Here is a 26,427-nt window from a genome sequence, read left to right on the forward strand (position 1 = left end):
CGGCCCGGCGCCCCGCCCCGGCCCGCCTCCCTTCGTGAGGTTCAGCTAACGACGGGGCGCAGTCCGAGCTGTAATGGCCATCGACCGGAATCAGGGAACCAGGTCCACCGAGGTCGCGGAGAAGTCAAAACGCAGATTTCCCCACACGGTCTCGGGGCGAAGCCCGGCGTCGCCGTGGTGGTACTCCATCACGGCGCTCGTCATGTATTCGCGGGTTCGGTGCCAGTTCAGCAATTCTTCCTTAGCAACCGCCTTTGCCCATCCAGGGAGGTCCGGGGTGCTCTGGACCGAAGAGAGAAGGGCGTCGAGGGCTTTATACCACTCGGTGAGCTGGGCGCGATGGTGCCGTACCAGCAGGTCAACGCCTTCAGCCCCATCCTTCGCCGCAACGACACGCAGGTCCTTGCCTGTGAGGCACCCTTCACGCACCTCGTGTCGGCGGTCCACATACCGCGCGTACTGCAGCCGATACTGCGGCGGAATCTGCTTTCCCTCCTCAGATTCCCAACCGGCGTAAAAGTAGTTCAGGTGCCAGTCCGGTGTATCCGACCGCGGCACAAGGCGGAGTTCGGCGTCGCCTTCGCTCACGGTATGGGCCTCGTTGCCGATTCGGCACCACGAGGCGCCATCGGCGAAGCCGTCCCGCACCCATTCCTCTAGTTCAACCAGGTCTCCTCCGAACCCACGTACCACGTCGGTGGACGCGCTGGTAATCGCCAGATCCGCGAACGACAGGTTCAAGGCAGTGATATTGACGCGGACTTCGGATGCTGCTGCGCTGTGTTCCGTCATAGCTTGAGGGTCTCGCAAACCGGGATTGACAGCTGGTCGAACCACTACATGTCACCCATCCGGGCGGGGCGCTACTACAGCACGCCTCCAACTGCTGGCCGACGGGCGCGAAGCGATCCGTCCAACACCACTTCCCCCGAGCCGAACCATGGCCGCCGGTCGCGGCAACTCACACGCCCTCAGTGCCTTGGGATAAGCGGCGACACCTACCCGCAAAGTCCGGCCGGGCCAAATCGCGGATTCCGCGGATCCTCTCCCGTGACGGCCCGAACACCGGGCTCGTGTCCGCTACTCCTTCGAGGTAGACGCCGTGATCGCTCACCTGCAGCGTGCCAGCAACACCGAGGGGCTGCTCTCGTACCTGTACGGTCCCGGCGAACGTGGCGACCACGTCAGCCCTCGGCTGATCGCGGGCGAAGGTCACGGAGCCCCGATCGAACTGCTTGCCGAGCCCGGCTCGCTGCCCTACTTGGCGCACGCCCTCGACGCACCCGTCGAACGGCTCGGTACTCGTGTACCCGCGCAGCCGACGTGGGTCTGCTCGGTTCGCTCCGATCCTCGACAGCCGGACCTCACCGACTCGCAGTGGGCCGCTGTCGCCCGGCGCTTGGTGGACGTCACCGGGATCGCTCCGGAAGGTGATCCGGATGCCTGTCGGTGGATCGCCGTACGTAACCGGCCACGGCAGGTGCACGTCGTGGCCACCATCGCTCGTGAGGACGGAAGCCTCCACAACGGCTATCGCGACGCCTTCCGTCTGCAATCCGAGTGCCAACTTCTCGCCGCCGAGCTGGGCCACCTGCCCATCGCTCCGCAATCGACGCCCCGCACCCAGGAGACCCGCATGCCTTCCCCCTCCATCACCATCACCGCCGAGCCCAGCGGCAGCGTCTCGGCCAAGGGCGCCAGCGACGACCTGTCCGCCACACTCCTCAAGCACGCCGGCTTCCAGCAGATCGACGACTGGTACGGCCGACGTCACCGCCTCCCCACCACTACCCCGACCGATGACCGGGCGGCCATCGCCACCCACGCTGCCGAGATGCTCCGCGCCGCTCGCTACGGTGTCGACCTCGACCCCGCCCTGGACACCACCAAGGCGTTCACCTCGGCGAATCCGCTCGGGCCCTACGCCGCCGGAGCGGAACTCCTCCGGCTCACCGAACAGATCAGGTCCGCCGAGACCGGCGTCGACCTGAAGCAGGCTCTCGACCACCTCCTCGATCCCGAGCACGGCGCGCTGGAGCGCATCCGGGAGGCGCTGGAGGCGGCAGGCGAGCAGATCACCGATCTCGACGATGAGGCGTTCCAGCTCGCCGACCGGTTCGGCTTCGCCGAGGACTTCGTCCACTCGGCCATGTCGGAACTCGTTGATTCGGACGACGAGTTGCTCGGTGTCGGCCGTGGGCAACAGCCCTCGGACCAGGCGCAGACGCGCTCTCGATGGCTCCCTCAATTCCGAGGCGCCGCCGTCGCCGCTTCGCCTGCAGCGGCCAAGGCTCAGGTCTCCGCGTCTCCCGACTCTCGATCGACGCAGCCCAGCGCGGCCGGCCTCCCGCCGCGCGCGCCAGGCCCCCGACTGTGACTCAGGTCGTCCTGGCCGCCGCCAGCCGCCAGCCCGTCGCGCGCCCGCAGTCGGCTCGCCCGTCCACGACCACTACTAAGGAGGGCGACATGCCCGAGCACTACTCCAGCATCGGCGAGGCCGTCGGCGCTGCCATGCAGCACAACATCCGGCTCGCCCAGCGCAGCAACGCGCCCGGCTCCGACAGCCCACTGCAGGCCCGGCACCTGCCCAGCGCTTCCGCCGATCCGTACTCAGTCCGCGGAATGATCGCTCGCCTCCACGAGGACGCCACGCCCGACGAAGTGGCCGGGATCATCAAGGAGATCAATGGCGCGCTGGTCGGGGTTCTGCCCGAACTGACCGAACTCGTCGCCACTGCCGCCGACTGGACCCGTGGCCGCCTGGAGTTTCCCGCCGACCCCGAAGTCTATTACCCCACTTGGGAGACCTGGAAGGTACTGGCCGCCGCACACGAGATGCTCCGCGACGTCCACGAGGAGTTGGCGGTCGCTGCGGACGGGGTCGCCGCGTGCCCGGCCCAGCGGGCAGACCTCCGGCATCACGAGAACGTCCGCACCCTGCGGAGCCGGGAACTGCTCGACGACGTCTTCGGTGCCGGCTCGGTCGCCCCGGACCTGGTCGCTCGCACCACCGAGGGGAATCTCGATCCCGAGGTCCGGCTGCAGGCAGTCGCCCTCCAGGTCTCGCCCGTCGCGGCCAAGGCCGGCGTCGAGACCAGTGCCCCGCCACGCCGCCCCCGCCCACGGCACGGCCTGCCAGTCCCCAGCGCTGAAACGTTCCCCTCCGGCCGTCAAGGAGCAGACCCGTGAACGACACGAGAGCCGAGCGCGCCCCGCCATCGCCCGCTCGCACCCTCAAGGAACCGCCGTGCCCCCACGTACCAGTGCGCCCTCGACCACCACCGGGTCGGACGCGCTCCTCTACCTCCTCTTCGGCGTCCTCGGCGCCGCCATATCCTTCGGCTCTCTCGCCTGGTTGACCGGCAATGTCATGAACTCCCTTTTCGGCAGCGGGCCGTGGACACCGTTCCGCGCGACGGACGCCCTGCTGCACCCCGAGGTGCTGTGGCCGACCCTGAGCACCACCGCGCTGCTGGTCGGCGCCCGCCTCGTCCCCGGCCTGATCACCCTGGCCCTGGCCACCACCGGCCTCGTGCTGTGGATGCGCTGGCGCTCCGGCTCCAGGACCGGCCTCGCCCGGAAGGGCGAGCTGGCGCCGCTGCTGGACAAGGAGAGCACCGCGAAGGCGAAGAGCCTCCGCCCCTCCCTCAGCGACCGGGAGCGTAAAAGAGGTCGCGCCCGCCGACCGCGGCATCCTGCTCGGCACCCTCGACCCCGGTCGTGCCGAGGTCCGGGCTTCCTGGGAGGACGTGATCGTCGCGATCATGGCTCCTCGAAGCGGGAAGACATCCGGACTGGCGATCCCCGCAATTCTCTCGGCTCCCGGCCCGGTCCTGCTCACCAGTAACAAGGCCGCGAACGACGCCTTCACCGCGACGGTGGACGCCCGCGCCGAGGTCGGCACCGTCTGGACCCTCGATCCGCAGCAGATCGCGCACCACCCGCGCGAGATGTGGTGGGACATCCTGGCCGACGCCCGCGACCTGGCTGGGGCGAAACGCTTGGCCGGGCACTTCGTCTCCGCGAGCGTGGACGAGTCGTCGGGCTCCGACTTCTGGTCCACCGCCGCGAGCAACACCCTCGGCGCGCTGTTCCTGGCCGCCGCCAGCCACCGGCGGCCGATCACCGACGTCCTGGCCTGGCTCGCCACCCCGGCCGACCGCACCCCGGTGGACCTGCTCACCGACGCCGGCCACGACGCGGTCGCCGCCCAGCTCCAGGGCACCGTCTCCGGCGCAACCGAAACCCGCGATGGCATCTTCGAGACCGCGAGGCAGTACGCGAGCTGCCTGCTCGACCCGGATGTCGCCGCCTGGGTCACGCCGAACGAGGACCTCCCCGAGTTCAAGCCCTTCGCCTTCGCCACGTCTCGCGACACGCTGTACCTCCTCAGCAAGGACGGCGGCGGCAGCGCGAGCGCGATCATCGCGGCGGCGGCCGACGCCGTCATGCGCGCGGCGGTCATCGTCGCCGAGCGCTCCGGCGGGCGACTCGACCCGCCTGCTCTGTGCGTCCTCGACGAGGCCGCGAACGTCTGCCGCATCTCCGATCTCCCCGATCTCTACAGCCACTTGGGCAGCCGGGGCGTGATCCCGATGACGATCTTGCAGAGTTATCGGCAGGGCCAGCGGTGCTGGGGCGAGGCCGGGATGGACGCCCTGTACTCCGCCGCCACCGTCAAGATCATCGGTTCGGGCATTGATGACGCCGACTTCGCCGACCGTCTCAGTCGGCAGGTCGGTGACCACGACGTCCAGACCACCTCGGTGTCGACCAGCGAGGGTGGCAAGTCCACCTCGGTGAGCATGCGTACCGAGCGGATCCTGCCGCCCGACGCGATCCGCGCCCTCCCGAAGGGCAAGGTGTTGCTGCTGGCCACCGGGATCCGGGTCGCCATGCTCAACCTCAGGCCCTGGTACAAGGAGCCCTCCGCCAAGGTCGTCGGGCCGGCCTCCGCCCGTGCCACGAAGGCGATCACCGAGCGAGCCCTCGCCAAGACCATCGGCCACGACGACTTCGAGCTGTCGGCATGATCGCCCCCGTCCCCGAGGCGCTTCTGCATAGCAGCCGGCGGCCTCTGGATCAGGCACCGATCGACCGGGGCACTGTCCACGAGCGCTCGGGACGACGGTCGACGTCTTCGACGCCGTCGCGGACGCCACCCCGGAGAACGGCAAGCCGGACCGCTGTTCCCTGCCGATCCGGCGCCCCCGTCCAGGCAGTCGGGCGCCCCCCACCTCTCCGCGTTCTGGAGTCCCATCGTGTCCTCGCGCAGTAACTACTCCTCCGTGCCCTTCTCCGTACCTCGCTCCGGACGGCTCGCCGGGTCGCCGGCCGTACGGCGTGACGGCAAGTGGTGCCTAGTCGTCGATTCGGGTTCGGTCATCGCTACCGATCCGGCCTTCACCGGCGAGCTGGACCGCTTCGCCGCGTTGATGGCCGCCGCCGACCAGTCGGTCGCCGTTCTGCGCACCGCGCAGGGCGATCCGCTGGCTTCTCGTAGCCGAGGGCGACGATGAACCCGCTGTTGCGGGCGGAGCAGGCAGTCCTCGGCTCGGTACTGCTCGACCCGAACCAGCTCGCGCACCTGGACTGGCTCGCGCCCGATCACTTCGACCGTCCGGTTCACCGGGCTTTGTTCACCGCGCTGCGGAAGCTCCGACACGACGGTCACCCGGCGGCAGCGGCTGATGGTCCGGTGCCTCTGTCGTGGGTGACCGACTCCGTCGTCGAGGCCGACCGTCACGTCCGAGGGCTGACCGCGGTGTACGCCCACACCCTGGTCTCGGCCTGCCCGCGTCCCGAGCATGCTCCGGTGTACGGCCGCATGGTGCTGGAGGGTGCGATCCACCGGACCGTTGCCGAGCACGCGATCCGTCTCCACCAGGCGGCTCGGGCCGACGTCCTGCGGGGAGAGGTCGAGGGTGCGCTGCGGTCGGCGGATGTCCTGGCCGGGGTGCTCACCGATCTCGCGCGGCGCTGGGGTACCGAACCGCGTCCGGTCGCGCCGCCTGCCCCGCCGACCACCGTTCCGACCACGCCGACGGTTCAGGCCGACCAGGTTGCCGGGGACGAGCGTTTCCTGCTCGCCGTCCTCGCCGAGCAGCCGAAGGGCATGGAGGAGGTGGTGGGCTGGTTGCGGCCGGGGGACTTCGCCGACCCGGGCCACGGGCAGCTCTACCGGTGTCTCGGTGCCCTGCACCACCGGGGCGAGCCCATCGACCGGATCACCCTGCTCTGGGAGGCCCAGCGGCGGGGCCTTCTGGCGGACGGCACGCTGTCGGGCGAGCAGCTCACCGCGATCTGCGACGGCGTAGGCCCCGGCAGCGCGGAATGGCTGGGTGAACGGGTCATGCGGTCCTCCGTGACCCGCACCGCAGCTGCTTCCGCCCGCGCCGTCCGAGCCTTGGCCCAGGACGAGGCCCTGGGCCCCGGGCCACTGATCAACCACGCGCTCTATGTACTCGGTCCTCTCGACGAGGTGCGCACCCGCTGGCAGTTGGCGACCGGCGACCCGCCTCCGGCGCCGAAGGCCCCAGCTCCTTCGGACAACGTGCCTCGCCCCGCCCAGGTGCAGGCCGCCCTCGCCCGCAGCTCACCGAGCCTTCCCTCGCCGCCCTCGGCGCTATCCCGAGGTGCGCCCAGGTCAGCCGCCGTACGACCACGGTCCCTCGGCCCCAGCTGAAGCCTCCCCCGCACGTCACTCCTCTCCACTGGACCTCATCGTGAACACCACACCTGTATCCGACGTCCGAGCCTTGCGGTCCGCAGCCGAGAACTTCGACGCTCTACGTGGCAAGCTCCCGATCCCCGGAGATCCTCTCCGCGGACCGGACAGCGTGACGGTCGCCAAGCAGATCTCGGAACTCGGAAAGAGGATCACCGCCCTGGGCGACGAGATCCTCTTCCGCACCGCGTCTCCGGACCTGGACGATCACACGACCAGGGTCGTCAGGGGCTTCGCCGTTGCTGTGGAGCCCGCCGGGGAGGTGGCTTCCGCGCTCGGCTCGGTGGCGCACCAGCTCTCCTTCCTTGAGCGAACCGAGCACCTGCGCGACCAGCCCGACGCGATGGATGCGCGCGAAGCGGCCACGCTGGTGATAGGTGACGCGCTCGGTCTGGCGGACGCGTCCCTCCGGGACGCCTCCTACTCCCTTTACGCTGCGGCGGCAGCGGCGTCGCCTCCGTCCCGGCAGCTCCGGGCCGCCCGCAGCCGGTCCACGACCGCGGCCCCGCTTCCCGCCGCAGCTCCCTCCACCGTTCCACCGGCGGCTGCTGCCTCGAGCCGGACCGCACGGGGGCGGTGACATGCGGACCGCCATCGTGCGCCCTCCGCTCATCGGGTCGCTCTGCTCGGGGTACGGAGGGCTGGACCTGGGCGTGCAGTCCGCCCTCGGCGGGACGCTGGCCTGGCACGCCGAGGTTGATCCGAACGCCTCGCGCATCCTGGCCCGCCACTGGCCGGGCGTCCCGAACCTGGGCGACATCACAGCCGTCGACTGGTCCCTCGTTCCCCGGGTGTGTGTCCTGACGGCCGGCTTCCCCTGTCAAAGACGTCTCGGTCGCCGGCCGTCGGGCCGGTCTCAACGCCCAGACCCGCTCCGGGCTCTGGCTGCACGTCGCCCGTGCGGTCGAGGCCCTCCGTCCCTGCCTGGTTGTGATCGAGAATGTGCGCGGCCTCCTCACCTCCCCCGCCGGTTCCCCTGGCGACGTGGAATTCTGCCCGTGGTGTCTGGGAGACACCGCAGGTCAGCCTCCTCTGCGGGCACTCGGTGCCGTACTCGGATCCCTGGCCGACCTCGGGTACGACGCGACGTGGCTCGTGCTTCGTGCCTCCGACGTCGGGGCCCCGCACCGCCGCGAGCGGACCTTCCTCGCCGCCTGGCCCACCGGAGACCCTGCTGAAGACGCCGACCAGCAACATCGGGAAGAACGGCGGCTCGCAGCATCCGGCGAAGAGGAAGAGCGGGGGGCACGGTCCGAACTTGGCCGACGAGGTCGAGTGGCTGCTGCTGCCGACCCCGAAGGCGTCGGACGGGATCAAGGGCTCGCCGAACCAGCGGCACGGCAACGGGGACATGACCCTGCCCAGTGCGGCGGCGTCGCTGCTGCCCACGCCGAGGGCCAGCGACACGGGGACTCCGGGCCGCCGCCCGGGGAAGGGGTGGCGTCCCTGCTTGTCGGCGGTGGTCCTGCCGCTCTGGACGGAGGAGTCGACGGAGTCCGCGGAGCGGACCGGCGATGGGGGCCGTACGCAGCAGCAATCACCCGATGGGAGATGCTCACCCGGCCGGTCCCCGAGCCCACCGACGCGGCCGGTCGGCTCCGCGCCGACTTCGTGGAATGGCTGCAGGGCCTCGATGCCGGCTGGGTCACCGCCACGCCGGGACTCGGACGACCGGCGCAGCTCACCGCGCTCGGCAACGGTGTCGTCCCTCAACAAGCGGCAAGGGCAATGCAGTTGCTGGCACCGTCCTTCCCTCGCTGTCCTCGCTGCGCGGGCGGGTAGCGCCCCACTACCGGATCTTTCCGGCCGCACCAAACCGCGGATTCTCCGGATCCTCTCGGGCATGTCGCCGTCTCACAGATGGAGCACGCCCCGATGTCCGACACCAGCCCGACCACCCCCGGCCCCGAGCCGTTCCGCATCCCCGACGGGGATCTCGACGACCTCGCCAGCACCCTCGCCAAGACCATGGCCGAGGTCAGGCAGCACGGCGCCCTCCTCGACCGCCTCGGCTCCGATCCTGTTCCGGTTGCCAACCAGCACACGGACGACGTTCCGGAAGCCGAGGCGGCCGACTCCGCGCAGGGAGAGGGCCCCGCCTCGGTGTTCATCCTCGCCCTGGGCGGGGAAGCGTACACCGCCGAACTCACCGCGCTCAGCGACTGGGTGAACTACCTCTTCCTCCCCGTCTACGGACGAGAAATCAGCTCGTCCCGCCCGTGGTGCGCGCGGTGGGACGAACACCCGGAGGCCGTCGCCCGGCTGCACGCGCTCTGGCTCGCGTGGCAGCAGCTCACTGATACCGAGGCCGGCCTGTCAGGTCCTTCGACCTGGCACCGCGACCACCTGGACCAGGCGCTGGTCCACCTCCGGGCCCCCGACGGCCCCTTCGCCGCGTGTACGACGAGCCCGACCCGGCCGAACCACCGAGTGCTGGTCACCCCGGCGCCTGAGCAGTCGGGAGCGACGGAATGAGCACGGAACTCGACTTTCACCTCGACGATCTTGCACCCGCCGACGCTGACTCCGAGTACGCGGAGCAGCAGTTCTGGTCAGGCGACCTGACGGTCCTGACCGAGCACCACACAGCTCCCCACGGCTCACACTCTTACGTCGTCGCTCATGATGGGTCGGTCACGTGGGGTGTCCCCGGCGAGCCGCAGGTAGCCGCGATCAAGGTCGCGCGGGATCTCAGCCTCAACACGTTCACCATGGAGGCGGCCTACCACGCCACGGTCCCCTTCGCCCAGAACTGGTTGATCGAGCACGGTTGTCCACCCGACCAGATAGCCGAAGTAGGCGCCGGATTCTCCACTCCCGCCGACGATCTCACCGTTCGTATCGAAGCACAGATCCGGGAGTCAGGCGCGCGGTACGAGGTCATCGAGAGCCAGACCTCGGACTACGACCCGTGCGAGGCATGGACGTTGACCCGCGATGGCGAGGCCGTTGAGGCACCCATTCGCCTCTTCCTCGAAGAGGGGGACTCCAACGCCCACACGTACACGCTGCGCGAGGGCGCGTTCCCCGATGAGGAGACCGCTCTCCGCTGGCTGGACGACCGCAGCACCCCGCTGCCGCAGCCACCGGACCACCTCGGTGAAGCTGCCGCTCTCCGGACCCGTGCCGCCCTCGCCCGCTCGGCCGGCAGCTCCGAGATACCGAAGACCGCCTCTGGTGCCCACCAGTCCGCGGCAGCCGTACCGGTACAGCGTTCGGTACAGGGGAGGCTGCTGTGAGCGCCCGCTTCGCCTTCGCAGCGCATCCCGACGCCATTGAGGATCTGCGGAACCTCCCCGATCGCATCCGTGATCTGGCGCTGCTGGAGCTGCAGAACCTGGTCCACGGAAGCGACGACTGCCTACCCCTGAAGGGGCGTCTCGCCGGATATCACAAGGTGTACGTGGATCCGTCCGTCTCCTACCGGATGGTCATCCAGTTCCGCCCGGCCCCGCCCAGCTCGAACCACAAGCGCGAGGTCTACCTCGTTGCCGCCGGAAGCCGGAAGGACTACTCGGTCTACCGCTCCGCTCACCTCCGTACCGGCCCTGAGCGAGGTACCGAGGCGGACTCCCGTACGGCGGCCCGGGTGCAGGCCGCCCGCGCCCGCTCGCCCCTTGCGAACCAGTCGACGGCTGCTCCGTCGACCTATCCAGCAGCAGCCCAGTCTCCGGCCGCTGCCTCTCGAAAGGCTCCCCAGCGATGACCTCCGATCACGCCCCGCTCAGGGCCGAACTGGCAAGCCTGCTCACCGATGCTGCGCACCGCGTCTCTGGAATCCTCACCGCCGACTATCCGACGGCCGCCAGCCGCTCCTACCTTCATCCCGTACTCGGTGCTCTGTCCGCCGGGCCCCAGGTGATCTGCGAGCTGAACGACCGGCTCGAAGGGTTCGTGGCCGACGATCCGCTCCCCACGACGCCGGCAGGTCTCTTCACCCTGGCCTCCTACGCCTCCGCGCTGGGATGGCTCACCGAGTCCCTGGCCGAGCTGACCGCTTCGGTCGACCGGATCTGCACACGCGTCGGCATCCCCACGGAACCACCGGACTCCGCCTTTTCCGCCCCGGCCAGCGTGGAGCAGGGCCATGACTTCGACTTCAGTTTCAGCGCGCTGGAGTTGGAGGCGATCCGTACTGCGGCCGACGCCGCCGGTCTCGCGCCGGACGAATACGTCGAGGTGCTCTCCGAGTCCTTGCTCGCTGCCTCCCGGATCACCGACGCCTGCATGGAGATCTCCGGCGGCCTTCTCGAAGACGCCACGTACGTCCTCGACGAGGTGACTGACCACGTCCGGCTCGGCGACGGTCCTGACAGCCTTCCCACTCTAGTCCGTTCGCTGCTCGCCCGGATGGAGGCCACGGAGTGAACCCGTACGACGCAGACACACAGCCTGGGCCCTATTACGTCGTCGAAGTGCTCGGCGTCGGGAATGTCAGCGTGCCCGCCCTCGCGCATCGTCCAGGGAAGGCCCTGCACCAGGCCGCGACGCGCGTCATCGGAGCCGCAGCGGCATTGGATGAACGACACGAGAACGTGCTCAACGTGGTCCAGCGGGCTCAGCGGCTGCTCGATGGCGTCGGTCGCGGTGAAGTCAGCCGCGCCAAGGTGTCGTACATGCTGCTGCAGGCCGCCCTCCCCGAACTCGGTGACGTTCTAGCGCAGCAAGACCGGGCATACAGCCAGCTCGTCGAGTCGATGTCCGACTACCGGCGGCTTCTTACCTCGCCTGATCCTGCTCAGCGTGCGACGGACAAGAGCCACGGGCAGGTCCAGAAGACGAGGCCCGACCGGAACGACGACTGGGCCGTCGCAGGGGAGCGCGGGCTGGCAGCCCTCGAAGCCGTAGCGGCCGGAGGCGTTCGCGTTCGTCGCAACGCGATCGGCGAGGACCCGTACATTTCAGGGGAGAAAGCCCAGCGGCAGGACCTGGCGGTCTTCCCGCAGACCATGCAGCGGCTGGTCGCCGACGGGCTACTGCATCAGGACACCAACGAGAACGTGTATCAGCCAGGCCAGCTCCTCTCGCTCACTGCGCAGGGTGAAGCCGCCCTACGTGATGGTCGTGCGACGACGTCACGGGTGTCCGCCGCCCTCGGCCGCACCACCATGCAGACCAAGTCTGGCGCGCTCGCCGACTCGGCCACCCTTCCCATCACCACAACGGCCGGCGCCCCCTCCCGTTCTCGCTGACCCCTTCCAGAAAGGACGCGCCCGTGTCCACCTCGATGAAGCCTCCCTCCTTCCCCATAGGCGCGGTCGATGCTCAGCGCGTCGAAGACGCGCTCTCCCTTATGGGGCCGAAGTGGACTGCTTGGTCGGCGATGACCCTGGCCCAGGAGAGCCGTCCCATGCGCATCCGCGACGTCGCCGCCCAGCTCCCCTTCGTCAGCGAGCAACTCATCGGTAAGCGTCTGGCCACGATGCACGCTGACGGGCTGGTTACTCGGGACGACGACCGTCGCGGTGCTCCGTACCGGCTGAGCACGCTCGGCGAGTCCCTCGCTCCCGTATTCCACACCCTTTCGGACTGGTCCCATGCTTACCTCCCGCTCGGCCAGATGGCAGAAGCCGAACGCGTCGAAGACGCACTGCGCCGTCTACATCATCGGCACTCGACCGCCGTGATTCAGATCCTCGACGCGGTCGGCCCGATGCGATACGCCCACATCGCCGAGGAGGCAGGCCTGAGCAACAGTCTTAGCGGGCAGCAGCTCTCCCGGCTCCAGGCTGCCTGCCTGATCACTCGCACAGGCCCGCGCCACGGTGACCCTTACACGCTGACCGATGCTGGTCAGGCGCTGGGAGCCGTCTACACGACCGTCGAGCACTGGAGCGAACCCATCACCACGCTCAAGACCTCGTCGAGTCCCGCCCGCGTCGCGGCGGCCACACGGGCCCACACGAATGCCCGGCTGGCAGGGGACGGTGGCCGGACCGCAGCGGCCCTGCGTCGGAGTGCCACCGCGCCGAACGACCTGTTCAGCCACGCGCCGCAGCCGCAACCGCGGATGCCAGCGGCTGTCACCGCCCGGTCGGCCCCGGGCCGGGGGCGGTGATCCAGGTGCTGGTGCTGAGAGCCAGTGTCGTCTCGCCGCTGTCACCGCGTCCGCGTGCACCGCAGCCCTTCACCCTGCCGCACACGCGGGCTCGTTCCCCCCTACGTGCCCGGAGTCTCGACCATGAGCGTCCAGCAGCCCAACGACAACTATCTGTCCCAGGAGGTACTGGTCAGCCCGATGTACCTGGCCGGTACCGGCGGGACCGGCGACCCCAGCTTCGAACCGGTCGCCCACTGGCCTCACCGCTACCTCGACGACGGCCCCTGCCAGCTCGTCATCACCTCGCCGGACGACCGAATTCGCATCGGCTGGTACGGCGACGACTTCGAACTGTGGAAGATCACCGCAGCCGCAGAGGCCACCTCCTCGACCCGCTGGACGGCCACCTTCAACCACAACACGCCCCCCGAGATCGTCGTCGGCCTGACCACCGCGTTGGCCCGCGACTACGCCGAAGCCGATGTCTACGACGGCAACGGACGCTTCCTTGAGAACCCGTCGATCTACTGGGCCGACGCCGTACGGCCACTGACCGACGCCGGCTGGACTCGCAACGGCGGAGCCGCATCCGGCACCGTCGAGATCGTCGCTCCGGACGGACAAGCAGGCGCCCTCATCGACAACCGCCTCTACCGTCATGACGACGAAGCCGTCACGCTCTGGGCGGGTCCACGCGGCTGGGGCACCCGAGCGGAGGCGGTCTTCTCGGCTCGTACGCCCTCCCACCTGATAGCCGCGACTGCAGCCACCATGGTCGATCCAGCCCCGGTGGTACGCGAGCGCCACCACATCCACCGAGAGGTGGCGCACCTGGTCTCGCTCACCCCCGTCACCCCGAGCACACCCCAAGTCCCCCGGGCTCCCACTCCCCTCGACGTACGCCGCACTGCTGTCACGCAGGCCGTCCAACGCGCCGCGCGATTCCCCCGGACGGCCGCCGATCTCCGGGTCATGGCCGCCCGAAGCCGCACGTCGGCTTCGGCCCTGAACCCGTCCGGGAGTCCCGCGCCTGCTCTCGCGGCCAGGCCGTCGGCCAGCGCGTCGACCCCGCGCCGCAGCCGCTGACCCCTGCTCCTCTTCCGGAGCACCGCCTCCACCCCCCTTCGAATGCCGGGAGTTCCCCCATGCCCGACGCCACCGCACTCGACCAGGCCACGACCATGATCGAGGAAGCCTGGGGCCGTCCGATCGAAGCTCTGGAGTCGATCGCGGTCCGCCGCCCGACCGACGACCCTCTCCTGCGCTCGGTCATGCACATCCGCTCGGCCCTCCTGGTCACCGCCGGCAGCTCCGTGGCCGTGCACCAGGAGCGCCTGCACGCCCTCACCCGTCCCGGCCACGCCCCGGCCTTCTACGACCTGCAACGGATCACCAGCTCCGCAGCCGACCTTCGCGTCGCCCAAGCCGAAAGCCGTACGGCCCTTCAGGCGATCAGCCATGTGGTCCAGGCGCGTGAGGCCGCCGCGTGGGCGGGCCGTGTCCCAGCAACCCGGTTGGCGCAGGCCGCTGTTGCCCGCTCCGGGCGCGATCAACACGTCCTCGGCCAGGTACCGGACCAGGCCGCTCCTCCGGCCGTCGTCCGGCCGCCGGCACCTGGCCCGGGGCCAAGTCGCTGATCGATCAGTCGTGGTCCTCGTCGCGGTGGGCGGGATCGCTCTGGCCGTCCGTGCGCATCCAGATGCTGGAGCCCACCGCGCGGGCCAGCTCCTCCACCGTCAACTCGACGCGATGTCCGTCAGCGCTGCGGTCCAGGACCACCTCGCCGTCGTCCCACCGCGCCTCGGGCTGGACGCCGACAGCCCACTGGCCGTCGGCGACCATCGCGATGTCGCCCACCGTCCACGGTCGCCCGGCGGCGCGGATCTTGCGCTCCAGCCCGATCCCGACCTCGTGTCTGCTCGGCTTCGCCATCCCTGCTCCCCCTTCGACCCCGTGCGGCCCTTTGCCGCAACCCCAGTACGACAACTCCCTTCGCCGTTCCATTCCCGGCGCACGGCCCTGATGGCGTCGGCCAGTTCGCCCACGGCAGACGCCGCTGCCTGCGAATCGACTACGTACTCCGCCACACCCCATGTCAACGTACGGGTGTTGGGAAAACCGCAGGTCAACGAAGGGATCGTTCAACCGTGACCACCTCCGCCACCCTCCTGCCCGCCGTCGTCCGCCCGGCCCAGGAAGACCGCTACTGGCTCTCCTCCGACCACTGCGCCGGTCCTGTTCTCGACCTCCTCAACAGCCTCGGCTGGGCCGTCGTCGACACCCCGGAGGCCAACGTCCACGCAACCAGCCCGGACGGTCACGTCTACGTCGGCTGGCTCCCCGAAAACCCCGCCGCCTGGAAGCGCGACATCGTCTGGCGCGTCCAGGTGCTGCCCGCCGACGGCGCTCCTTGGGTTCAGGAGTTCGGCATCCACACCCCCTCCGAAGCCGTCGCCGGATTCCTCGCCGCCCTCGTCGCCCACTCCTCGCACTGACCGCCGAACGACCAGAGCGAGCCGACAACGCCCCGCCCACCGGCACCCGCACCGCCCACCCCGGCAGACCCGCCGAACCTCTTGTTCCTGACCGAAAGGCGTTGAAATGACGTTCTACTCCGATGACCTCGTGAGAATCGCGAACCACATCGTCGGCTCCGGCACCGCCGTCCTCGCGGCGTACGACGCCATCGCGGGCTCCGGCACGGCCTCGCGCGGTATCCCTCAGGTCTGCTGCGGGATGTTGCTGCTGTACACCGCCGGGATCTTCCAGGACTACCTCCGCCGCCGCGACACCCGTGTCGTCGCCAGCCTGTCCGCGAACCCCAACGCACCCCTCTCCAAGATCAGTTCCACTACTGGGCTGAACCACGATCGCGTCGCCAGCTCGCTTCAGCGCTTGATCACCGACGGCCTGGTCATAGCGGAGACCGGACCCTCCGCTCCGGCCCGGCTCTACCGGCTGGCCCACTGACTCCTCCGTCACCGGGCCGCCCGTCGCGCCGTGACACGCCAGCGGCGGCGCGACGCCTTCGCCTGGCGGCGCGCTCCCCACACCTGTCGCTCCGGATGCCCGTCTACACCTCCCACGAGGAGTCGCCTCACCATGACCTCTCGCGCCCCGCTCACCAACCATCACGCCGACGGGAGTCTCTGCCCGGCGGACCACAAGCACACCAGCTCCGGCAAGCCGCTCCACACCGACTGCCCCGGCCGCGCGTACACCCGCGCCGTCTGCTCCTGCGGCTGGAAGAAGGAGGAGTCCGGAAAGGGCTACGTCAACGAGTGCCGCAAGCGGCACCTCGCCAGCCACGCCGAGGGGCAGAACGCCTCCTCCGCATCCTGACCCCTCATCCCGTACCGCTCTCGGAGGTCCTCTTGCCCCAATACCTGACCGTCGGACACCTGCTCCGCCAGCTCCAAAACCTGGACCCTGGCCTGCCGATCCGCCTCGCCATCAACCCCGACTTTCCTTTCACCCACTACCTGGGAGCCGAGATCGTCGTCCGGGACGGCAAAGCGTTCATCGCCGACGACGGCCAGGAGGACTACCTCCCGCCCTCCGTCAGCGATGCCCTGGCCTGGGCCTGACCGTCACACGAACCACCTCGGAGGCTCATATCCCGTCGCGATCCCGCTCACCGCAGACCCTTCCGCTGCACCGCCTTGCCGTACGCCCGATGCCAGACGACGTGCGCGGTGCGCTCGTCCAACGCATCTCCGGCCTGCCCGACGGGCCGCTCGACATCTCCTGGCTCGCCGCCGGTACCCCGAGACTCTCTCAGGGCCGCGTGCGCCTGCACTGGGAGCCCGCCTCCCACACAGGTTGGGACGTCACCGCCCACCTGGGCCTGGCCACCGCCGAGGTGCACCTCGCTTCCTGGCCCGCCGCCCCGGACGACTGGCCGCACCTGGTCCGCCCCACCCTCCACGAGGTGCTCGGCCTCTGCGCCGCCCTCTCGGTCGCGACCGCCGCCCTCAACCTCTCGCACCGCCTCGCCCACGTCTGACCGAACCGCAGAAGGCCGCCCCACGCCGATCGGTGGTTTCTAAGGGTCGTTGCAACACGTGGTCGGTTGTCTAGGCAGCGAGGAGTTTAGCCAGACGCTCGGCTGGGGTTTCCCAGCCGAGCGTTTTGCGTGGGCGGCGGTTGAGCTGGTCGGCGACGGCGGCCAGGTGCTCGGGGGCGTGGAGCAAGAGGTTGGTGCCTTTGGGGAAGTACTGCCGTAGCAGGCCGTTCGTGTTCGCGTTGGAGCCGCGCTGCCAGGGGCTGGCCGGGTCGCAGAAGTAGACCGGGATGTCGGTGGCGATGGTGAAGCTCTTGTGGGCGGCCATCTCGGCGCCCTGGTCCCAGGTCAGGGACCGCTTCAGGTGGGCGGGCAGGGTCTGGACAGAGGCAACGAGGGCGTCTCGCACATGCTCGGCGGTGCGTCCGTGGGGCAGGTGTAGGAGCATCACGTAGCGTGTGGCGCGTTCGACCAGCGTGCCGATCGCGGAGGTCCCGTCTCTGCCGATGATGAGTCGGGTAGCGGGGACGCATTGCTGCGTCCCCGCCCCCTCAGAACCGTGCAAGCAGCTATTCACCGCACACGGCTCAAGCAAGCCCCAAGGGCTCGCGGTCAGGAGAAGGTGCAGGATTCGTCGACCCGGCGGCTCCAGCCCGCCGTTGACAAAGGGTGTGAAGGAGACGGAGCCGTTGATCGCCCGGTGAGTCACCGCCAGGGAACGCTACATACTGCTTGGAGATCGCTTTCCTGACGACGACCCGCCACGTTTCCCATTCCTGGGGGCTTTGTGGCGGGTGATCGGCGTGCAGCAGGAGTCCTCCGCAGATCGAACAGCGACCTTGCTGTGCTTGGAGCAGGCGCACGGTGATGCCGTCGACCGGTGGAGTTGGTCCCTTGCGACGCCGCTCGGCCCAGTACGACTCAAGCGCCGGGTCGTCCGGAGACGCCCTGCCCTTGACCAGCTGGTGCCGGACGATCTTTGTCCAGGAGAACTTGAGCAGGTAGGCGCCGCTGACGCGGTCGCCGAACACCCACCGGTCCTTCCTGGCCTTGTTGAACCGGCCGAAGTACTTGTCAGAGATCCAGTGCTTCGGCTTGTTCGGGTGGCTGTGTTTGGCCCACTTGTAAGCGAGCTTCCACATGTGGTTGTCCAGCGCGGTGAACACCTCGCTGGCTACCACCGTCCGGTAGTAGGCAGACCAACCCCGAACAATCGGGTTGATCTTCTTGAGCACCGCACCCGCGTTGGCCCCTCGCAGGGCCAGCATCTCGGCACTCAGCCGTTCCCGGATCCGTCGTTGGGCCGCTGTGCTCGGCTTGATCAGCAGTTTGCCGTGATAGCGGCGGACGTTGAACCCCAGGAAGTCGAACCCGCTCTCCGCGTGGACGATGCGTGTCTTGTCCTCGTGGAAGGCGAGCCCTCTGGGCGTCAGCCATGCGGCCAGCCGTTCCTTGACCTGTTCGGCCTGCTCACGGCTGGTGCACATCGCGACAAAATCGTCTGCGTATCTCACCAGTACGGGGCTGCCGCTCTGCGCGCTCCCGGCATCTCTGCCGGTCGCGAAGTAGCGGACCCCGGCGGCTTCCTCCATTCCGTGCAGGGCCACGTTGAAGAGCAACGGGCTGATCACTCCGCCTTGCGGAGTTCCCGCTTCGGTCGGGGTGAACCGGCCTCGATCCACCGCCCCGGCCTTCAGCCACTGCCGGACCAGCCCCCGGGCGGGGAAGGTGCCAAGCGCGGCCATGAGCCGGTCGTGGTCGATTCGGTCGAACGCCGCCGTCAGGTCCGCGTCGAGCACCCACACACGCTGCGGGTTCTTCCCGTTGAGCGTGGAGTAGATGGCCCCGATCGCGTCGTGACAGCCGCGGCCGGGCCGGAAGCCGTACGACTTCGGCTCGAACCGCGCTTCCCACTCGGGTTCCAGTGCACCGAGTGCCACAGCTTGTAGGCACCGGTCAACGATCACGGGAATCCCGAGTCCGCGCTTCTTCGTGGTCCCCGGTTTGGGGATGAACACCCGCTTGACGGGCTTGGGGATCCACGGTCGGGCGCGGTGCTGGACCCAGTCGGCCAGTGCGGCCTTGGACTGGGACATCAGTACCACCTTCCCGTCGACTCCCGCCGTCGCGCGTCCCGCATTGATCTCCGTGACCCGCCGCACGCTCAGGAGCGTGTTCGAGCGGGAACGGAGCATCAGCTTCTGCAAGTTGCGGACCTTCTTCAGGTCCCCTGCCTGCGATGCCGTGAAGATCCTCTGCCGCAGACGCCGTACGTCCTCCTCGACCCGACGCCAGTCGATCGACGCCCAGTCCAGGTCTTCGTCCTCGGGTCCGTTCACCGTCGCGACGGCGGACGGGACGGCCGGGACCGTCCCGTCCGTGTCCGTCATGGTGTCCAACTTGTCCCTCGGTTCCGTCGTCCTTGTCCAGTGAGTCCGCACGGGCTCACCTGGCCCACGTCAGCACCCTTTCGGGCTCGGGCAGACGCCCGTATCCGGACGGTTATGCGGGGCGACCAGCGGAGAGGCCGGTCATGGTGCCCCGGGTTCCCGTTTCCTTTCGGCTTCCGGCATTGGCTTCTTGGGCCATCCTGTTCCCGCTGGGGAGTTGAGCCTTCCTCACAGTCGGCCGACCGGGCCACGAAGGCCCGGACCCCATCGGGGTTTCCACGTTCCACACGAATGAGATACGACCGGGGTGGGTGCTCCCTTTACCCCGAGGCGGCGGTGTCCACCTGGCCGGAGTGACCTCTGCCGGCCAGCGCCTGCCGCTTCTCAGCGGCCAGCCATGCACCCCACTGGAACCTTCCATCGGCGGGGCTTGGGATCACGAGGCATCATCGGGAGTTCACTTGCGTTCACCCGTCCGGTCTTCCCCTTGCCGGTAACCCCCGGATGGAACGGGAGTCCTTGGGCTTCCCCCTGAGCTTCGCACCACACCGTTACCGGCATCGCACGTCAAGGGCGGGGACGGGTCATACGGACACGGACCCGTGACTGCACCTACGGCCCCACCATCAGCCGCCTCTCCAATCGGTCAGTCCACTCAAATTCGTGCGACTTCGTGTCGCACGGTCGCCCTCCCAGTGGCCGGGAATCGCCCGGTCCTCGGCCTCGGCGGGACGCTCGCTGATCATGACCATCGGGTCGATGAAGCGGGGGCGGCGGCAGTCGGGCCGGCGTCGTGGCTTGCGGCAGGCCCGGCCGGTGCGCAGGGCGCCGGCGAGCTCGCGCCGCACTTCGCCGCGGCCCTGGATGTAGAGGGCCTGGTAGATCGTCTCGTGGGCCACGTGCATCTCCGGCCGATCGGGGAACTGTGCCCGCAGAGCGTGGCAGATCTGTTCAGGGCTCCAGAGTTCGTCCAGACCGTCCTGGATCGCCTTCCGCAGCTCGGGATTGAAGGCGATCTTCCCCGGCTTGGGGCGGGGGCGGCGCCCGTCCGCCCGGGCCTGGGCTGCGAACGGGCGGTACTGACCGCTGATGGGGTGCCGGTTGCGGCGGATCTCGCGGCTGACCGTGGACGGGCTGCGGCCGAGCTCGGCGGCGATCGTCCGGATCGTCGCCCTCTCCCGCAGCCGGTCGGCGATGTGGATTCGGTCGGCCTCGTGCAGGTACCGCGACGACATCGAAGGCGGCACCACCGCACGAATCGGTGGTGCCGCCTTGTCCTTGCCGGACGCGTTACGCCCGTTCCGCCAGCGCTGCCCGGTCCGCCGGTGGATCCCGAGAACCCGGCACGCCTGCGGGTTGCTCATGCCCTGCTGCATGAGCTGGAAGTATGCCGCTCGCTCCTCAGCGAGCTTTCTCGCTCCCTGAGGCTTCCGGTCCTTGCGGATCTTGAAGTCCATCGCATCCCCTGAACTGGGGTGTTGCAACGACCACTAGAACCCAAGGATCAGGCAGGGGCGGCCTTGCCGTACGCCCAGCCACCTGATGCGTACTCTCTACCTGACCGACATGGAGGATCCGATGTCCGACGAAAAGCGGCTCTGGGGATATCGAGGAGGCGCTGCCCACCGGGGCACCAGCGTCCGCACGGCCCGGAACCGGAACAGCCCGGGCAGCCTGCCTCCCTCTGGCTCAACACCGCTTCCCGCACGAGGAACCTCATGAACAGGCTGTTCATAGGCTCGGCACTGCTCAGCGCTGCCGGGGCGGTCACCGCCATCGTCGCCGCTGTCCAGGACAACTACGCCGTCTGCAGCGTCGCTCTGTTCGCCGTGGCGTCCGGTGGCATCGGTGCCTACGTCGTCAGCCGGTGCCAGGATGCCGCGAACGACCGCGCCGTCCTCCACCGACTACGAGCGTCTCCCCACCAGCCCGTCGACGTTCTCGCGAGCGAACTGGGGCTTCGCCCTGCTGCAGTTCGGCTCAGCATCTACCGCTTGACCAGCTCCGGCGAGCTTCGCTCGAACGCCGGTTCCTCTGAATAGGGCAGGTTGGGCCTCTAGGCTCAGGGCATGACCGCCTCACCCATGCCATCGCCAGCCTTCCCCTCACTGGACAGCGCCGTGCTCCGACTTCGTCGGCAACGCCATCGCGTCAGTCAGAAGCGGTCAAGCCTCGGGTGGAGGAGGCGATCCTGCACGCCGCTGTCCACGGATGGTACGAGGGCCACATTCAGGGCGAGGACGAGTGCCCTGGCTGCAGCTTCCGGGGTCAGCTATCGAGAGACGGAATCGACAGCTGACCAGTTATGACGAGAAGGGGCGACACCCGCCGGTATCGCCCCTTCTCGTTCCGCGCCTGCGCTCGCCTAGTCGAGGTACGTGCCGGCGAAGGCCCCGTCGAACCCCAAGGCGGCCAGGCCCTGCTCGACGCTGGGGTAGATCGTTCCGTCCGGGATCGCGATCAGGGCGTCGAAGTCGGCGCGGCTGATCTCGGGTTCGAGCCACTGGTTGCTGCAGCGGCAGCAGACCCAGACGTTGCGCCCGTGGTTGATGAGCAGCCAGTCGCGCCGGGCGCGACAGGCAGTGCACGTCACCGGGATCCCGCGAAGGGCGAGTTCGCGAGGGTGGCTGAGGCAGCGCGTCGCGCCGGGGCCGCTGGGCGGCTGCGTCTCGTATGCGAGTTGCAGCAGGGGATCGGTGCCGGCGGGGAGGACCGGCTGCGCGGGTGTCGACTCCGCGGGGCGGTCGGTGGTTCTGAGCACGAGCGTCATCTCCCGGTCGAGGTCCTTCTGTTTCCATCCGTAACAGCCGGTGGAACCGGTTGTCCAGGGACTTCTCGGAGTCCGGCGAGCCGATGGCCAGCCCGCCGGATCTTCGTCAGCGGCGTGGTGGGCGGTTTCGTGGAGTGGGGGCGACGGGGCGAACTCCAGTCGCTGGTGTCGTTCGGTTGCTGGTGCGGTTGGCCGAGGCTTTCGGGTTGCTGTTGCCGTCCTTCGGGCGGCGGGGAGTTGCACCCGGGTGGGCGGGGAGCTGGGCGATGCGGCGCAGGCGCCAGACCAGGACGTCATTGACGTCTGTGGCGGTGTCGAGTTCGCGCATGTCGATGGCCTGACGAAGGAGAGCTTCGGGGTCGTGGCCTGCCTGCTCGGCCTGGGCGAGGGTGGCGGCCAGGGCATCGGTTTTCGCCGGTACACCGTCCTCTCGTACGCCATGGTTCGGTAGGGCGGCGCGAATGGTGGTCTCGTACGCCCGCCGTTGGGCGTCGGGGAGGGCGCGGCCCTGCTCGTGCAGCGTTCGCATCGGGGTGCTGGCGGCCTGTCGGTAGGCGGTGCGCAGGTGCACGGCGGTCTGCCGGGAGGCGTGGGCCTGCTGAGCATGTCCCCGGGCGGAGTGCCAGTGGGCGGCGGCGAGGGTGACCAGGACGAGGGTGGAGAGGAGCATGGCGGTGGTGCCGCCGTCCTCGCCCCGGCCGAGCGCGCCGCCGGCCCGGATGATTCCTCGTGCGGCGAAGCGGAGTGCTCGGGTGTCGGCGCGTTCCGCCTGGACGTGGCTGCGGGTCGCCCGTTCGAAAGTTCGGGCAGCGGCGGCCAGCTCGGTGCGGGTCGCGGCCGGTGAGGTCTGTGCGACGGCGTCGAGGAGTTCTCCGACGCCGACGAGCTGGGCGGCGGCTTCTCCGTCGTCACCCTGGTCGAGGATGACGGTGGCACGTTCGGCGATGGCGGTGGCGCTGCGTCGTTCTCGGGCAGGCGGGGACGAGTCCGCCCGTCCCCCGGAGTCCGGAGGCGCAGTGTGTTCGACGGCGCCGTCGGCCAGCCTGCGGCGGATCTTGGGAAGGGACAGGTCGGGGGAAAGTTTGGAGCCGGGATACCAGACCGGTTCGGCGTCGCGGTTGCGGTCGCCGGGCAGGGCGACGTTGTAGCCGAGCGCGTCACCGGACGGGGCGTGGCGCACTTTCACCCGTAGGCCGGCCTCGTGGAGACGGGTGAAGAACTCCTTCTCGTCTTCAGCTCCGGCGAGCGCCCGGCGTACGGCTTCGCGGAGCGTCTCCCGGGGGGTTTCGGGGCGGCCGGTGCGTTCGGCTTTGAACCTCTCGGCGCTGGTGGGGTTCTTCGCTGCGGTGCCGTCTCCGGCGTTGAGGCGGCGCAGGCCCATCTCTTTTTCGATGCGGCGGCATTCGGCCTGGGCCTTGTTGAAGTCGTAGTTCAGGCGTGGGATGCGCAGGTCTCCTCGGACGAGGGTGGCGACGATGTGGATGTGGTCTGCCGCGTGGCGTACGGCGATCCACCGGCAGCCGTCGGGATCCCCGTCTGGTGCGATGCCGGTGGCGTGGACGATGCGCTGGGCGACGGCGTTCCACTCCTCGTCGGAGAACCGCCGGTCCCCGGGGGCCGTGCGGACCGAGCAGTGCCAGACGTGCTTGGCGGGCGCCCGGTCTCCGGCCTGCTTGACCCGCAGGTCCAAGGCGGCGGTGAGCCGGGCGAGGGTGATCTTCGGATCGGGATTGGGGCTGGTGTCGCGGCCGGGATCCGGGGCGAAGCAGTCCCAGGAGCCGACGAGGTGAACGTCGGTGTGCTCCTCCCGTCGCCCGGGGCCGTACAGGTAGACGAGCAGGCCGTGGGTCCGGGAGCCGCGTCCGATGTTGGGAACCATCACAGCCGCCTGTTCACCAGGTTGTTCGCCGCGTCGTCGACGCGGGCGAGGAGCCGGAGCAGCGTGCTCAGCGCGTGGTCGAGTTCGCCGGGGCGGGGCTGCCCGCCGGCATTGAGGACGTAGGCGATCTGGTTGATGTTGTTGCCGATTCGGGCCAAGGCCGTTCGTAGGGCTGCGAGTTCGTCGATGGCCGTGTCCCAGCGTTCGTTGGGGTGGAGGGCGGTCGAACCGCGGGCGGCTGCGAGGCTGGCACCAGCGAGGAAGCGGGCGACGGTGATGCCGCGCTGCGCGGCAGCGTCGGCGATCTCGGCCTTCTCGGTGTCGGAGAGGCGGGTCGTCGTCTTACGGGTGCGCTCGCTGGCGTTGCGGGTGCGGCGGCGCGGCTTACGGTCGGGGAAGGCGGGCGTGCTCGGGCTCGGCAGCGCACGCTGGTCGTCGCACTCGGCTTCTCCCCCCGTGACCGGCGCCCCCTGGTGCCGGTTGCCCGGCTGGTCCCCGTGCGCCCTCGCTCGGGGACCAGCCGGGCTTCCCCCGCCCCCCTGGGCGGGGGCAAGTGCGTACGACGGGCCGTAGGACCGTCGTACGCGATAGCTTGCTCCGCCAGGAGCCGTGGTGGGGTCACGCTGCTGCCCAGCCGTGACCACCGCCGGGTCGTCGGTGGTCACCGGCTCGTCTCCGGGTCCTGCTGCTGAATTTCGTGGACAAGGTCCGCGATCCAGTCCATGGCCAGGACCGGGTGGTGGAGGGTCCAGGGCCGGTCGTGCTGCTCGCGTTGCACGATCCAGGTGGTGTCGGGGCCGGACTGGGCGCGGTGGAGGTGGCCGCGCTGGTGCAGGACGGTCAGCCAGGAGTCGACTTCGGCGGGGGTGGCCGGGTGAGTGCGCATCGGGTGTACTCCGCTTTTGCTCTGGGGGAAGGTGGGGCGGGTGTGCGGAGCGGGTGACCGGCCGGGGTGACCAGCTCGGTCACCCGCTCCGTGGTGTCCGATCAGGTTCGGGCGGAGCTGACCGGCTGTCCGTTCTGCTTGCGGAGCTGGGCCATCAGGGTGGTCAGGGTGTCGCTGGAGAGCGTCATCTGCTGGTCTCGGATCGCCTGGCCGACCACCTTGCGGGTCAGCTTGCCCTCGGCCCTGACCGCTGACCGAGCGATCTTCAGTAGCTCCTCGGTGTCCTGGTCGGGTCGCCGGTCACCGGCTGTCCGGGCCCGCCGGTCAGTGACCGACGGGGCGGTGACCGACGGAGTGACCGGCAGGGCAGTGTCCGACCCTCGGTTGTCCTGATCGCCGGTCGCCGAGGTGGTGTCATCGGGGCGGTCAGTGACCGGGCGCGCGGTGTCCGGCTGTCCGGGCAGGTCAGCGGCCTCGTGCGGCTGGCTCCGGTCACCGGTGACCGGGGCGCTGCTGTCCGCCGGAGCCCTGCCCCCGCTCAGCGACCGGGGGGCGGAGACCGGCTTGTCCAGGGAGAGCGGCTGCCGGTCGGTCCGGGCGGTGACCGGCTGACCGGCCTCCGGCTGCTGACCGACCAGGTCGGTCCGGGTGACCTCTGCGCCGTCGCTCCGGTTGGCCTGACCGAGGTGACCGGCCTTGCCGAGGTCCTCGCGGTCACTGTCCTTGACCGGTCCCCGGGCGATGAGGATGTAGAGGTGGACGGCTCCGGCCAGGGCCAGCGGGGCGATGGTGGACAGCACCGCGACCACCGTGTCCCCGAGCCGGAGGCTGGTGCCGGCGACCGCGTCCTGGTTGATCCGCACCGCGTGGAGCGCGTTGGCCCAGATGCTGGCGGCGGTGGCCGTGCCGACGAGCGTCCAGACGTAGAGCCGGGCGCGCAGCGGGGCGTCGCGCAGGACCAGGAGCGCGCGGACGCCGTAAGCGATGAACCCGTCGATCACCAGCGGAAAGACGAAGGTCAACAGCCCCCGGACGTGGATGGCGACCGCCATCTGCTGGAGGGCGTCGTACGACAGCGCGCACCCCGCGCCGCCCAGGGCGATGACCACCGCGCGGTCCCAGGCGGATATATGCGCCGCCTTCGGTGTGCTCGTGGTGGTCATGCCGCCGTCCCGAAGTCGTCGCGGACCGGGTGCTCACCGTCGACCTCAGGTGACAGGGTGGTCTCCTCGGGCTGGTTCAGGGTTCGGTTGCGCTCGGCCCGGCGGATCTCGCGGTATCGCTTCTTGGCGTGCTCCTCGGTGACCTTCAGAAGCCAGGCCAGGCGCTGCTCGCTCACCCCGTGACGGTAGGCAGCGTGCTCGACCGCGCGGCGCTCCGTATGGGTGAGGTGCACGTCGCGCCCGGCGATGGTGGCGTTGACGCGGCTGTAGTCGAGGCGGTTGGGGAGCTTCTCGTGCAGCGGCCCGCGCTCCTCCTCCGTCAGACCGCCCCGGATCCCTTCGGTGTCACCCGCTTCGAGGGCGGCGTCCAGGCAGGTGCGGCGGACCGGGCACTGGCCGCACAGGGCCTTGGCCGTGGCGATTTTGCCGGTCTCGTCGGGCTCGGGAAAGAAGACTTCGGGGTCCACAGGGTTGTACTCGGTGCTCTGGCAGACGGCGTCGGTCTGCCAGGTCTGGTCGCCGAGCCGGCGGTGGCGGACAGGGCTGTTCGTCGTGCTGGTCATGCGGGT

At 69.5% G+C, this 26,427-nt stretch carries 28 protein-coding genes and 5 pseudogenes; 22 read left to right on the top strand and 11 right to left on the bottom strand.

Features of this window, described 5'->3' with window-relative positions; genetic code table 11:
* Positions 1-90: 90 nt before the first annotated feature.
* Complete coding sequence (locus A3Q37_RS01085) at positions 91-792, bottom strand: hypothetical protein (protein ID WP_065476212.1); 702 nt, start codon at positions 790-792, stop codon at positions 91-93.
* 310 nt (positions 793-1,102) lie between these two features.
* On the opposite strand from A3Q37_RS01085, the gene A3Q37_RS37555 reads away from it, so the two are divergent.
* The 16 genes and pseudogenes from A3Q37_RS37555 (at position 1,103) to A3Q37_RS01160 (ending at position 14,404) form a co-directional block, all read left to right on the top strand.
* The gene (locus A3Q37_RS37555) at positions 1,103-2,377 is read left to right on the top strand and encodes a hypothetical protein (RefSeq protein ID WP_255311689.1); all 1,275 of its coding nucleotides are present in this window, start codon (positions 1,103-1,105) and stop codon (positions 2,375-2,377) included.
* A gap of 89 nt (positions 2,378-2,466) precedes the next feature.
* Positions 2,467-3,189 carry a hypothetical protein gene (locus tag A3Q37_RS01095; RefSeq protein ID WP_255311690.1) on the top strand — a complete coding sequence of 241 codons (723 nt, stop codon included), beginning with the start codon at positions 2,467-2,469 and terminating at the stop codon, positions 3,187-3,189.
* Positions 3,190-3,247: 58 nt separating this feature from the next.
* Positions 3,248-5,033, top strand: a pseudogene (locus A3Q37_RS01105) (type IV secretory system conjugative DNA transfer family protein).
* A gap of 228 nt (positions 5,034-5,261) precedes the next feature.
* Positions 5,262-5,519, top strand: coding sequence for a hypothetical protein (locus A3Q37_RS35215; RefSeq protein ID WP_369691435.1), 258 nt, complete (start codon positions 5,262-5,264; stop codon positions 5,517-5,519).
* Complete coding sequence (locus A3Q37_RS01110; protein ID WP_065476230.1) at positions 5,516-6,685, top strand: DnaB-like helicase N-terminal domain-containing protein; 1,170 nt, start codon at positions 5,516-5,518, stop codon at positions 6,683-6,685. Before A3Q37_RS35215 ends, A3Q37_RS01110 begins: the two co-directional genes overlap by 4 nt.
* Before the next feature lie 154 nt (positions 6,686-6,839).
* Positions 6,840-7,307, top strand: coding sequence for a hypothetical protein (locus tag A3Q37_RS01115; protein WP_255311691.1), 468 nt, complete (start codon positions 6,840-6,842; stop codon positions 7,305-7,307).
* Position 7,308: 1 nt separating this feature from the next.
* Positions 7,309-7,482: pseudogene (locus A3Q37_RS37560) on the top strand (DNA cytosine methyltransferase); the annotation flags it as partial.
* Positions 7,483-7,603: 121 nt separating this feature from the next.
* A pseudogene (locus tag A3Q37_RS35220) lies at positions 7,604-8,509 on the top strand (DNA cytosine methyltransferase); the annotation flags it as partial.
* A 93-nt stretch (positions 8,510-8,602) separates the two neighbouring features.
* Entirely contained in the window at positions 8,603-9,202 is a 600-nt protein-coding gene (locus A3Q37_RS01125) for a DUF4913 domain-containing protein (protein WP_065476235.1), read from the top strand.
* Positions 9,199-9,966, top strand: coding sequence for a glycosyl hydrolase (locus A3Q37_RS01130; protein WP_065476238.1), 768 nt, complete (start codon positions 9,199-9,201; stop codon positions 9,964-9,966). Before A3Q37_RS01125 ends, A3Q37_RS01130 begins: the two co-directional genes overlap by 4 nt.
* Positions 9,963-10,433: a hypothetical protein gene (locus tag A3Q37_RS01135; protein ID WP_065476241.1), complete on the top strand. Its 471-nt coding sequence runs from the start codon at positions 9,963-9,965 to the stop codon at positions 10,431-10,433. Before A3Q37_RS01130 ends, A3Q37_RS01135 begins: the two co-directional genes overlap by 4 nt.
* Positions 10,430-11,095 carry a hypothetical protein gene (locus A3Q37_RS01140; RefSeq protein ID WP_065476244.1) on the top strand — a complete coding sequence of 222 codons (666 nt, stop codon included), beginning with the start codon at positions 10,430-10,432 and terminating at the stop codon, positions 11,093-11,095. The genes A3Q37_RS01135 and A3Q37_RS01140 overlap by 4 nt, the downstream gene beginning before the upstream one ends.
* On the top strand, positions 11,092-11,919 hold the full coding sequence (locus A3Q37_RS01145) for a large ATP-binding protein (RefSeq protein WP_065476247.1): 828 nt from the start codon (positions 11,092-11,094) through the stop codon (positions 11,917-11,919). Before A3Q37_RS01140 ends, A3Q37_RS01145 begins: the two co-directional genes overlap by 4 nt.
* A gap of 23 nt (positions 11,920-11,942) precedes the next feature.
* Positions 11,943-12,785: a winged helix-turn-helix transcriptional regulator gene (locus tag A3Q37_RS01150; protein WP_255311692.1), complete on the top strand. Its 843-nt coding sequence runs from the start codon at positions 11,943-11,945 to the stop codon at positions 12,783-12,785.
* A gap of 123 nt (positions 12,786-12,908) precedes the next feature.
* A complete protein-coding gene (locus A3Q37_RS01155; RefSeq protein ID WP_065476252.1) occupies positions 12,909-13,853 on the top strand; it encodes a DUF317 domain-containing protein in 945 nt (314 codons plus the stop codon).
* Positions 13,854-13,912: 59 nt separating this feature from the next.
* The gene (locus A3Q37_RS01160) at positions 13,913-14,404 is read left to right on the top strand and encodes a hypothetical protein (RefSeq protein ID WP_065476257.1); all 492 of its coding nucleotides are present in this window, start codon (positions 13,913-13,915) and stop codon (positions 14,402-14,404) included.
* 4 nt (positions 14,405-14,408) lie between these two features.
* Here the strand turns inward: A3Q37_RS01160 and A3Q37_RS01165 are convergent, their stop codons facing one another.
* On the bottom strand, positions 14,409-14,699 hold the full coding sequence (locus tag A3Q37_RS01165) for a hypothetical protein (RefSeq protein ID WP_065476262.1): 291 nt from the start codon (positions 14,697-14,699) through the stop codon (positions 14,409-14,411).
* Positions 14,700-14,914: 215 nt separating this feature from the next.
* Here A3Q37_RS01165 and A3Q37_RS01170 point away from each other — a divergent pair, with 215 nt between their 5' ends.
* The 5 genes from A3Q37_RS01170 to A3Q37_RS01190 all read left to right on the top strand — a co-directional run bounded on the left by A3Q37_RS01170 (position 14,915) and on the right by A3Q37_RS01190 (position 16,773).
* Complete coding sequence (locus tag A3Q37_RS01170; protein ID WP_065476265.1) at positions 14,915-15,262, top strand: DUF317 domain-containing protein; 348 nt, start codon at positions 14,915-14,917, stop codon at positions 15,260-15,262.
* Between the two features lie 130 nt (positions 15,263-15,392).
* Positions 15,393-15,737, top strand: a complete 345-nt coding sequence (locus A3Q37_RS01175) for a MarR family transcriptional regulator (RefSeq protein WP_255311693.1) — start codon at positions 15,393-15,395, stop codon at positions 15,735-15,737.
* 132 nt (positions 15,738-15,869) lie between these two features.
* Positions 15,870-16,109: a hypothetical protein gene (locus A3Q37_RS01180; protein ID WP_065476270.1), complete on the top strand. Its 240-nt coding sequence runs from the start codon at positions 15,870-15,872 to the stop codon at positions 16,107-16,109.
* 32 nt (positions 16,110-16,141) lie between these two features.
* The gene (locus A3Q37_RS01185) at positions 16,142-16,354 is read left to right on the top strand and encodes a hypothetical protein (protein ID WP_065476273.1); all 213 of its coding nucleotides are present in this window, start codon (positions 16,142-16,144) and stop codon (positions 16,352-16,354) included.
* An 89-nt stretch (positions 16,355-16,443) separates the two neighbouring features.
* Positions 16,444-16,773 carry an esterase gene (locus A3Q37_RS01190; RefSeq protein WP_065476280.1) on the top strand — a complete coding sequence of 110 codons (330 nt, stop codon included), beginning with the start codon at positions 16,444-16,446 and terminating at the stop codon, positions 16,771-16,773.
* Between the two features lie 70 nt (positions 16,774-16,843).
* Here the strand turns inward: A3Q37_RS01190 and A3Q37_RS01195 are convergent.
* From A3Q37_RS01195 to A3Q37_RS01205, 3 genes and pseudogenes are all read right to left on the bottom strand, one after another.
* Positions 16,844-17,284: pseudogene (locus tag A3Q37_RS01195) on the bottom strand (IS30 family transposase); the annotation flags it as partial.
* A gap of 73 nt (positions 17,285-17,357) precedes the next feature.
* Complete coding sequence (gene ltrA / locus A3Q37_RS01200; RefSeq protein ID WP_065476286.1) at positions 17,358-19,160, bottom strand: group II intron reverse transcriptase/maturase; 1,803 nt, start codon at positions 19,158-19,160, stop codon at positions 17,358-17,360.
* A 683-nt stretch (positions 19,161-19,843) separates the two neighbouring features.
* A pseudogene (locus A3Q37_RS01205) lies at positions 19,844-20,617 on the bottom strand (IS30 family transposase); the annotation flags it as partial.
* Positions 20,618-20,878: 261 nt separating this feature from the next.
* On the opposite strand from A3Q37_RS01205, the gene A3Q37_RS01210 reads away from it, so the two are divergent.
* On the top strand, positions 20,879-21,202 hold the full coding sequence (locus tag A3Q37_RS01210; protein ID WP_065476289.1) for a hypothetical protein: 324 nt from the start codon (positions 20,879-20,881) through the stop codon (positions 21,200-21,202).
* Positions 21,203-21,525: 323 nt separating this feature from the next.
* Here the strand turns inward: A3Q37_RS01210 and A3Q37_RS01215 are convergent, their stop codons facing one another.
* From A3Q37_RS01215 to A3Q37_RS01240, 6 genes are all read right to left on the bottom strand, one after another.
* The gene (locus tag A3Q37_RS01215) at positions 21,526-21,930 is read right to left on the bottom strand and encodes a hypothetical protein (RefSeq protein ID WP_065476292.1); all 405 of its coding nucleotides are present in this window, start codon (positions 21,928-21,930) and stop codon (positions 21,526-21,528) included.
* A 106-nt stretch (positions 21,931-22,036) separates the two neighbouring features.
* Positions 22,037-23,809: a relaxase/mobilization nuclease domain-containing protein gene (locus tag A3Q37_RS01220; protein WP_065476295.1), complete on the bottom strand. Its 1,773-nt coding sequence runs from the start codon at positions 23,807-23,809 to the stop codon at positions 22,037-22,039.
* Positions 23,809-24,474, bottom strand: coding sequence for a MobC family plasmid mobilization relaxosome protein (locus A3Q37_RS01225; protein ID WP_065476298.1), 666 nt, complete (start codon positions 24,472-24,474; stop codon positions 23,809-23,811). Before A3Q37_RS01225 ends, A3Q37_RS01220 begins: the two co-directional genes overlap by 1 nt.
* Positions 24,471-24,695, bottom strand: coding sequence for a hypothetical protein (locus tag A3Q37_RS01230; RefSeq protein ID WP_030804596.1), 225 nt, complete (start codon positions 24,693-24,695; stop codon positions 24,471-24,473). Before A3Q37_RS01230 ends, A3Q37_RS01225 begins: the two co-directional genes overlap by 4 nt.
* 101 nt (positions 24,696-24,796) lie before the next feature.
* On the bottom strand, positions 24,797-25,858 hold the full coding sequence (locus tag A3Q37_RS01235; protein ID WP_065476301.1) for a DUF2637 domain-containing protein: 1,062 nt from the start codon (positions 25,856-25,858) through the stop codon (positions 24,797-24,799).
* A complete protein-coding gene (locus A3Q37_RS01240) occupies positions 25,855-26,421 on the bottom strand; it encodes a WhiB family transcriptional regulator (RefSeq protein ID WP_065476304.1) in 567 nt (188 codons plus the stop codon). Before A3Q37_RS01240 ends, A3Q37_RS01235 begins: the two co-directional genes overlap by 4 nt.
* Between the last annotated feature and the right edge of the window lie 6 nt (positions 26,422-26,427).

It is taken from the genome of Streptomyces sp. PTY087I2 (assembly GCF_001687325.1).
GTDB lineage: Bacteria > Actinomycetota > Actinomycetes > Streptomycetales > Streptomycetaceae > Streptomyces.

Bases quoted from the DNA above. Each gene is read 5' to 3' on its own strand.
- A3Q37_RS01095 (WP_255311690.1), top strand. From the start codon at position 2,467: ATGCCCGAGCACTACTCCAGCATCGGCGAGGCCGTCGGCGCTGCCATG.
- A3Q37_RS01210 (WP_065476289.1), top strand. From the start codon at position 20,879: ATGAACAGGCTGTTCATAGGCTCGGCACTGCTCAGCGCTGCCGGGGCG.
- A3Q37_RS01180 (WP_065476270.1), top strand. From the start codon at position 15,870: ATGACCTCTCGCGCCCCGCTCACCAACCATCACGCCGACGGGAGTCTC.
- A3Q37_RS01240 (WP_065476304.1), bottom strand. From the start codon at position 26,421: ATGACCAGCACGACGAACAGCCCTGTCCGCCACCGCCGGCTCGGCGAC.
- A3Q37_RS01125 (WP_065476235.1), top strand. From the start codon at position 8,603: ATGTCCGACACCAGCCCGACCACCCCCGGCCCCGAGCCGTTCCGCATC.
- A3Q37_RS01085 (WP_065476212.1), bottom strand. From the start codon at position 792: ATGACGGAACACAGCGCAGCAGCATCCGAAGTCCGCGTCAATATCACT.
- A3Q37_RS01110 (WP_065476230.1), top strand. From the start codon at position 5,516: ATGAACCCGCTGTTGCGGGCGGAGCAGGCAGTCCTCGGCTCGGTACTG.
- A3Q37_RS01165 (WP_065476262.1), bottom strand. From the start codon at position 14,699: ATGGCGAAGCCGAGCAGACACGAGGTCGGGATCGGGCTGGAGCGCAAG.
- A3Q37_RS01235 (WP_065476301.1), bottom strand. From the start codon at position 25,858: ATGACCACCACGAGCACACCGAAGGCGGCGCATATATCCGCCTGGGAC.
- A3Q37_RS01190 (WP_065476280.1), top strand. From the start codon at position 16,444: ATGCCAGACGACGTGCGCGGTGCGCTCGTCCAACGCATCTCCGGCCTG.
- A3Q37_RS01230 (WP_030804596.1), bottom strand. From the start codon at position 24,695: ATGCGCACTCACCCGGCCACCCCCGCCGAAGTCGACTCCTGGCTGACC.
- A3Q37_RS01220 (WP_065476295.1), bottom strand. From the start codon at position 23,809: ATGGTTCCCAACATCGGACGCGGCTCCCGGACCCACGGCCTGCTCGTC.
- A3Q37_RS01155 (WP_065476252.1), top strand. From the start codon at position 12,909: ATGAGCGTCCAGCAGCCCAACGACAACTATCTGTCCCAGGAGGTACTG.
- A3Q37_RS01130 (WP_065476238.1), top strand. From the start codon at position 9,199: ATGAGCACGGAACTCGACTTTCACCTCGACGATCTTGCACCCGCCGAC.
- A3Q37_RS01140 (WP_065476244.1), top strand. From the start codon at position 10,430: ATGACCTCCGATCACGCCCCGCTCAGGGCCGAACTGGCAAGCCTGCTC.
- A3Q37_RS01160 (WP_065476257.1), top strand. From the start codon at position 13,913: ATGCCCGACGCCACCGCACTCGACCAGGCCACGACCATGATCGAGGAA.
- A3Q37_RS01215 (WP_065476292.1), bottom strand. From the start codon at position 21,930: ATGACGCTCGTGCTCAGAACCACCGACCGCCCCGCGGAGTCGACACCC.
- ltrA (WP_065476286.1), bottom strand. From the start codon at position 19,160: ATGACGGACACGGACGGGACGGTCCCGGCCGTCCCGTCCGCCGTCGCG.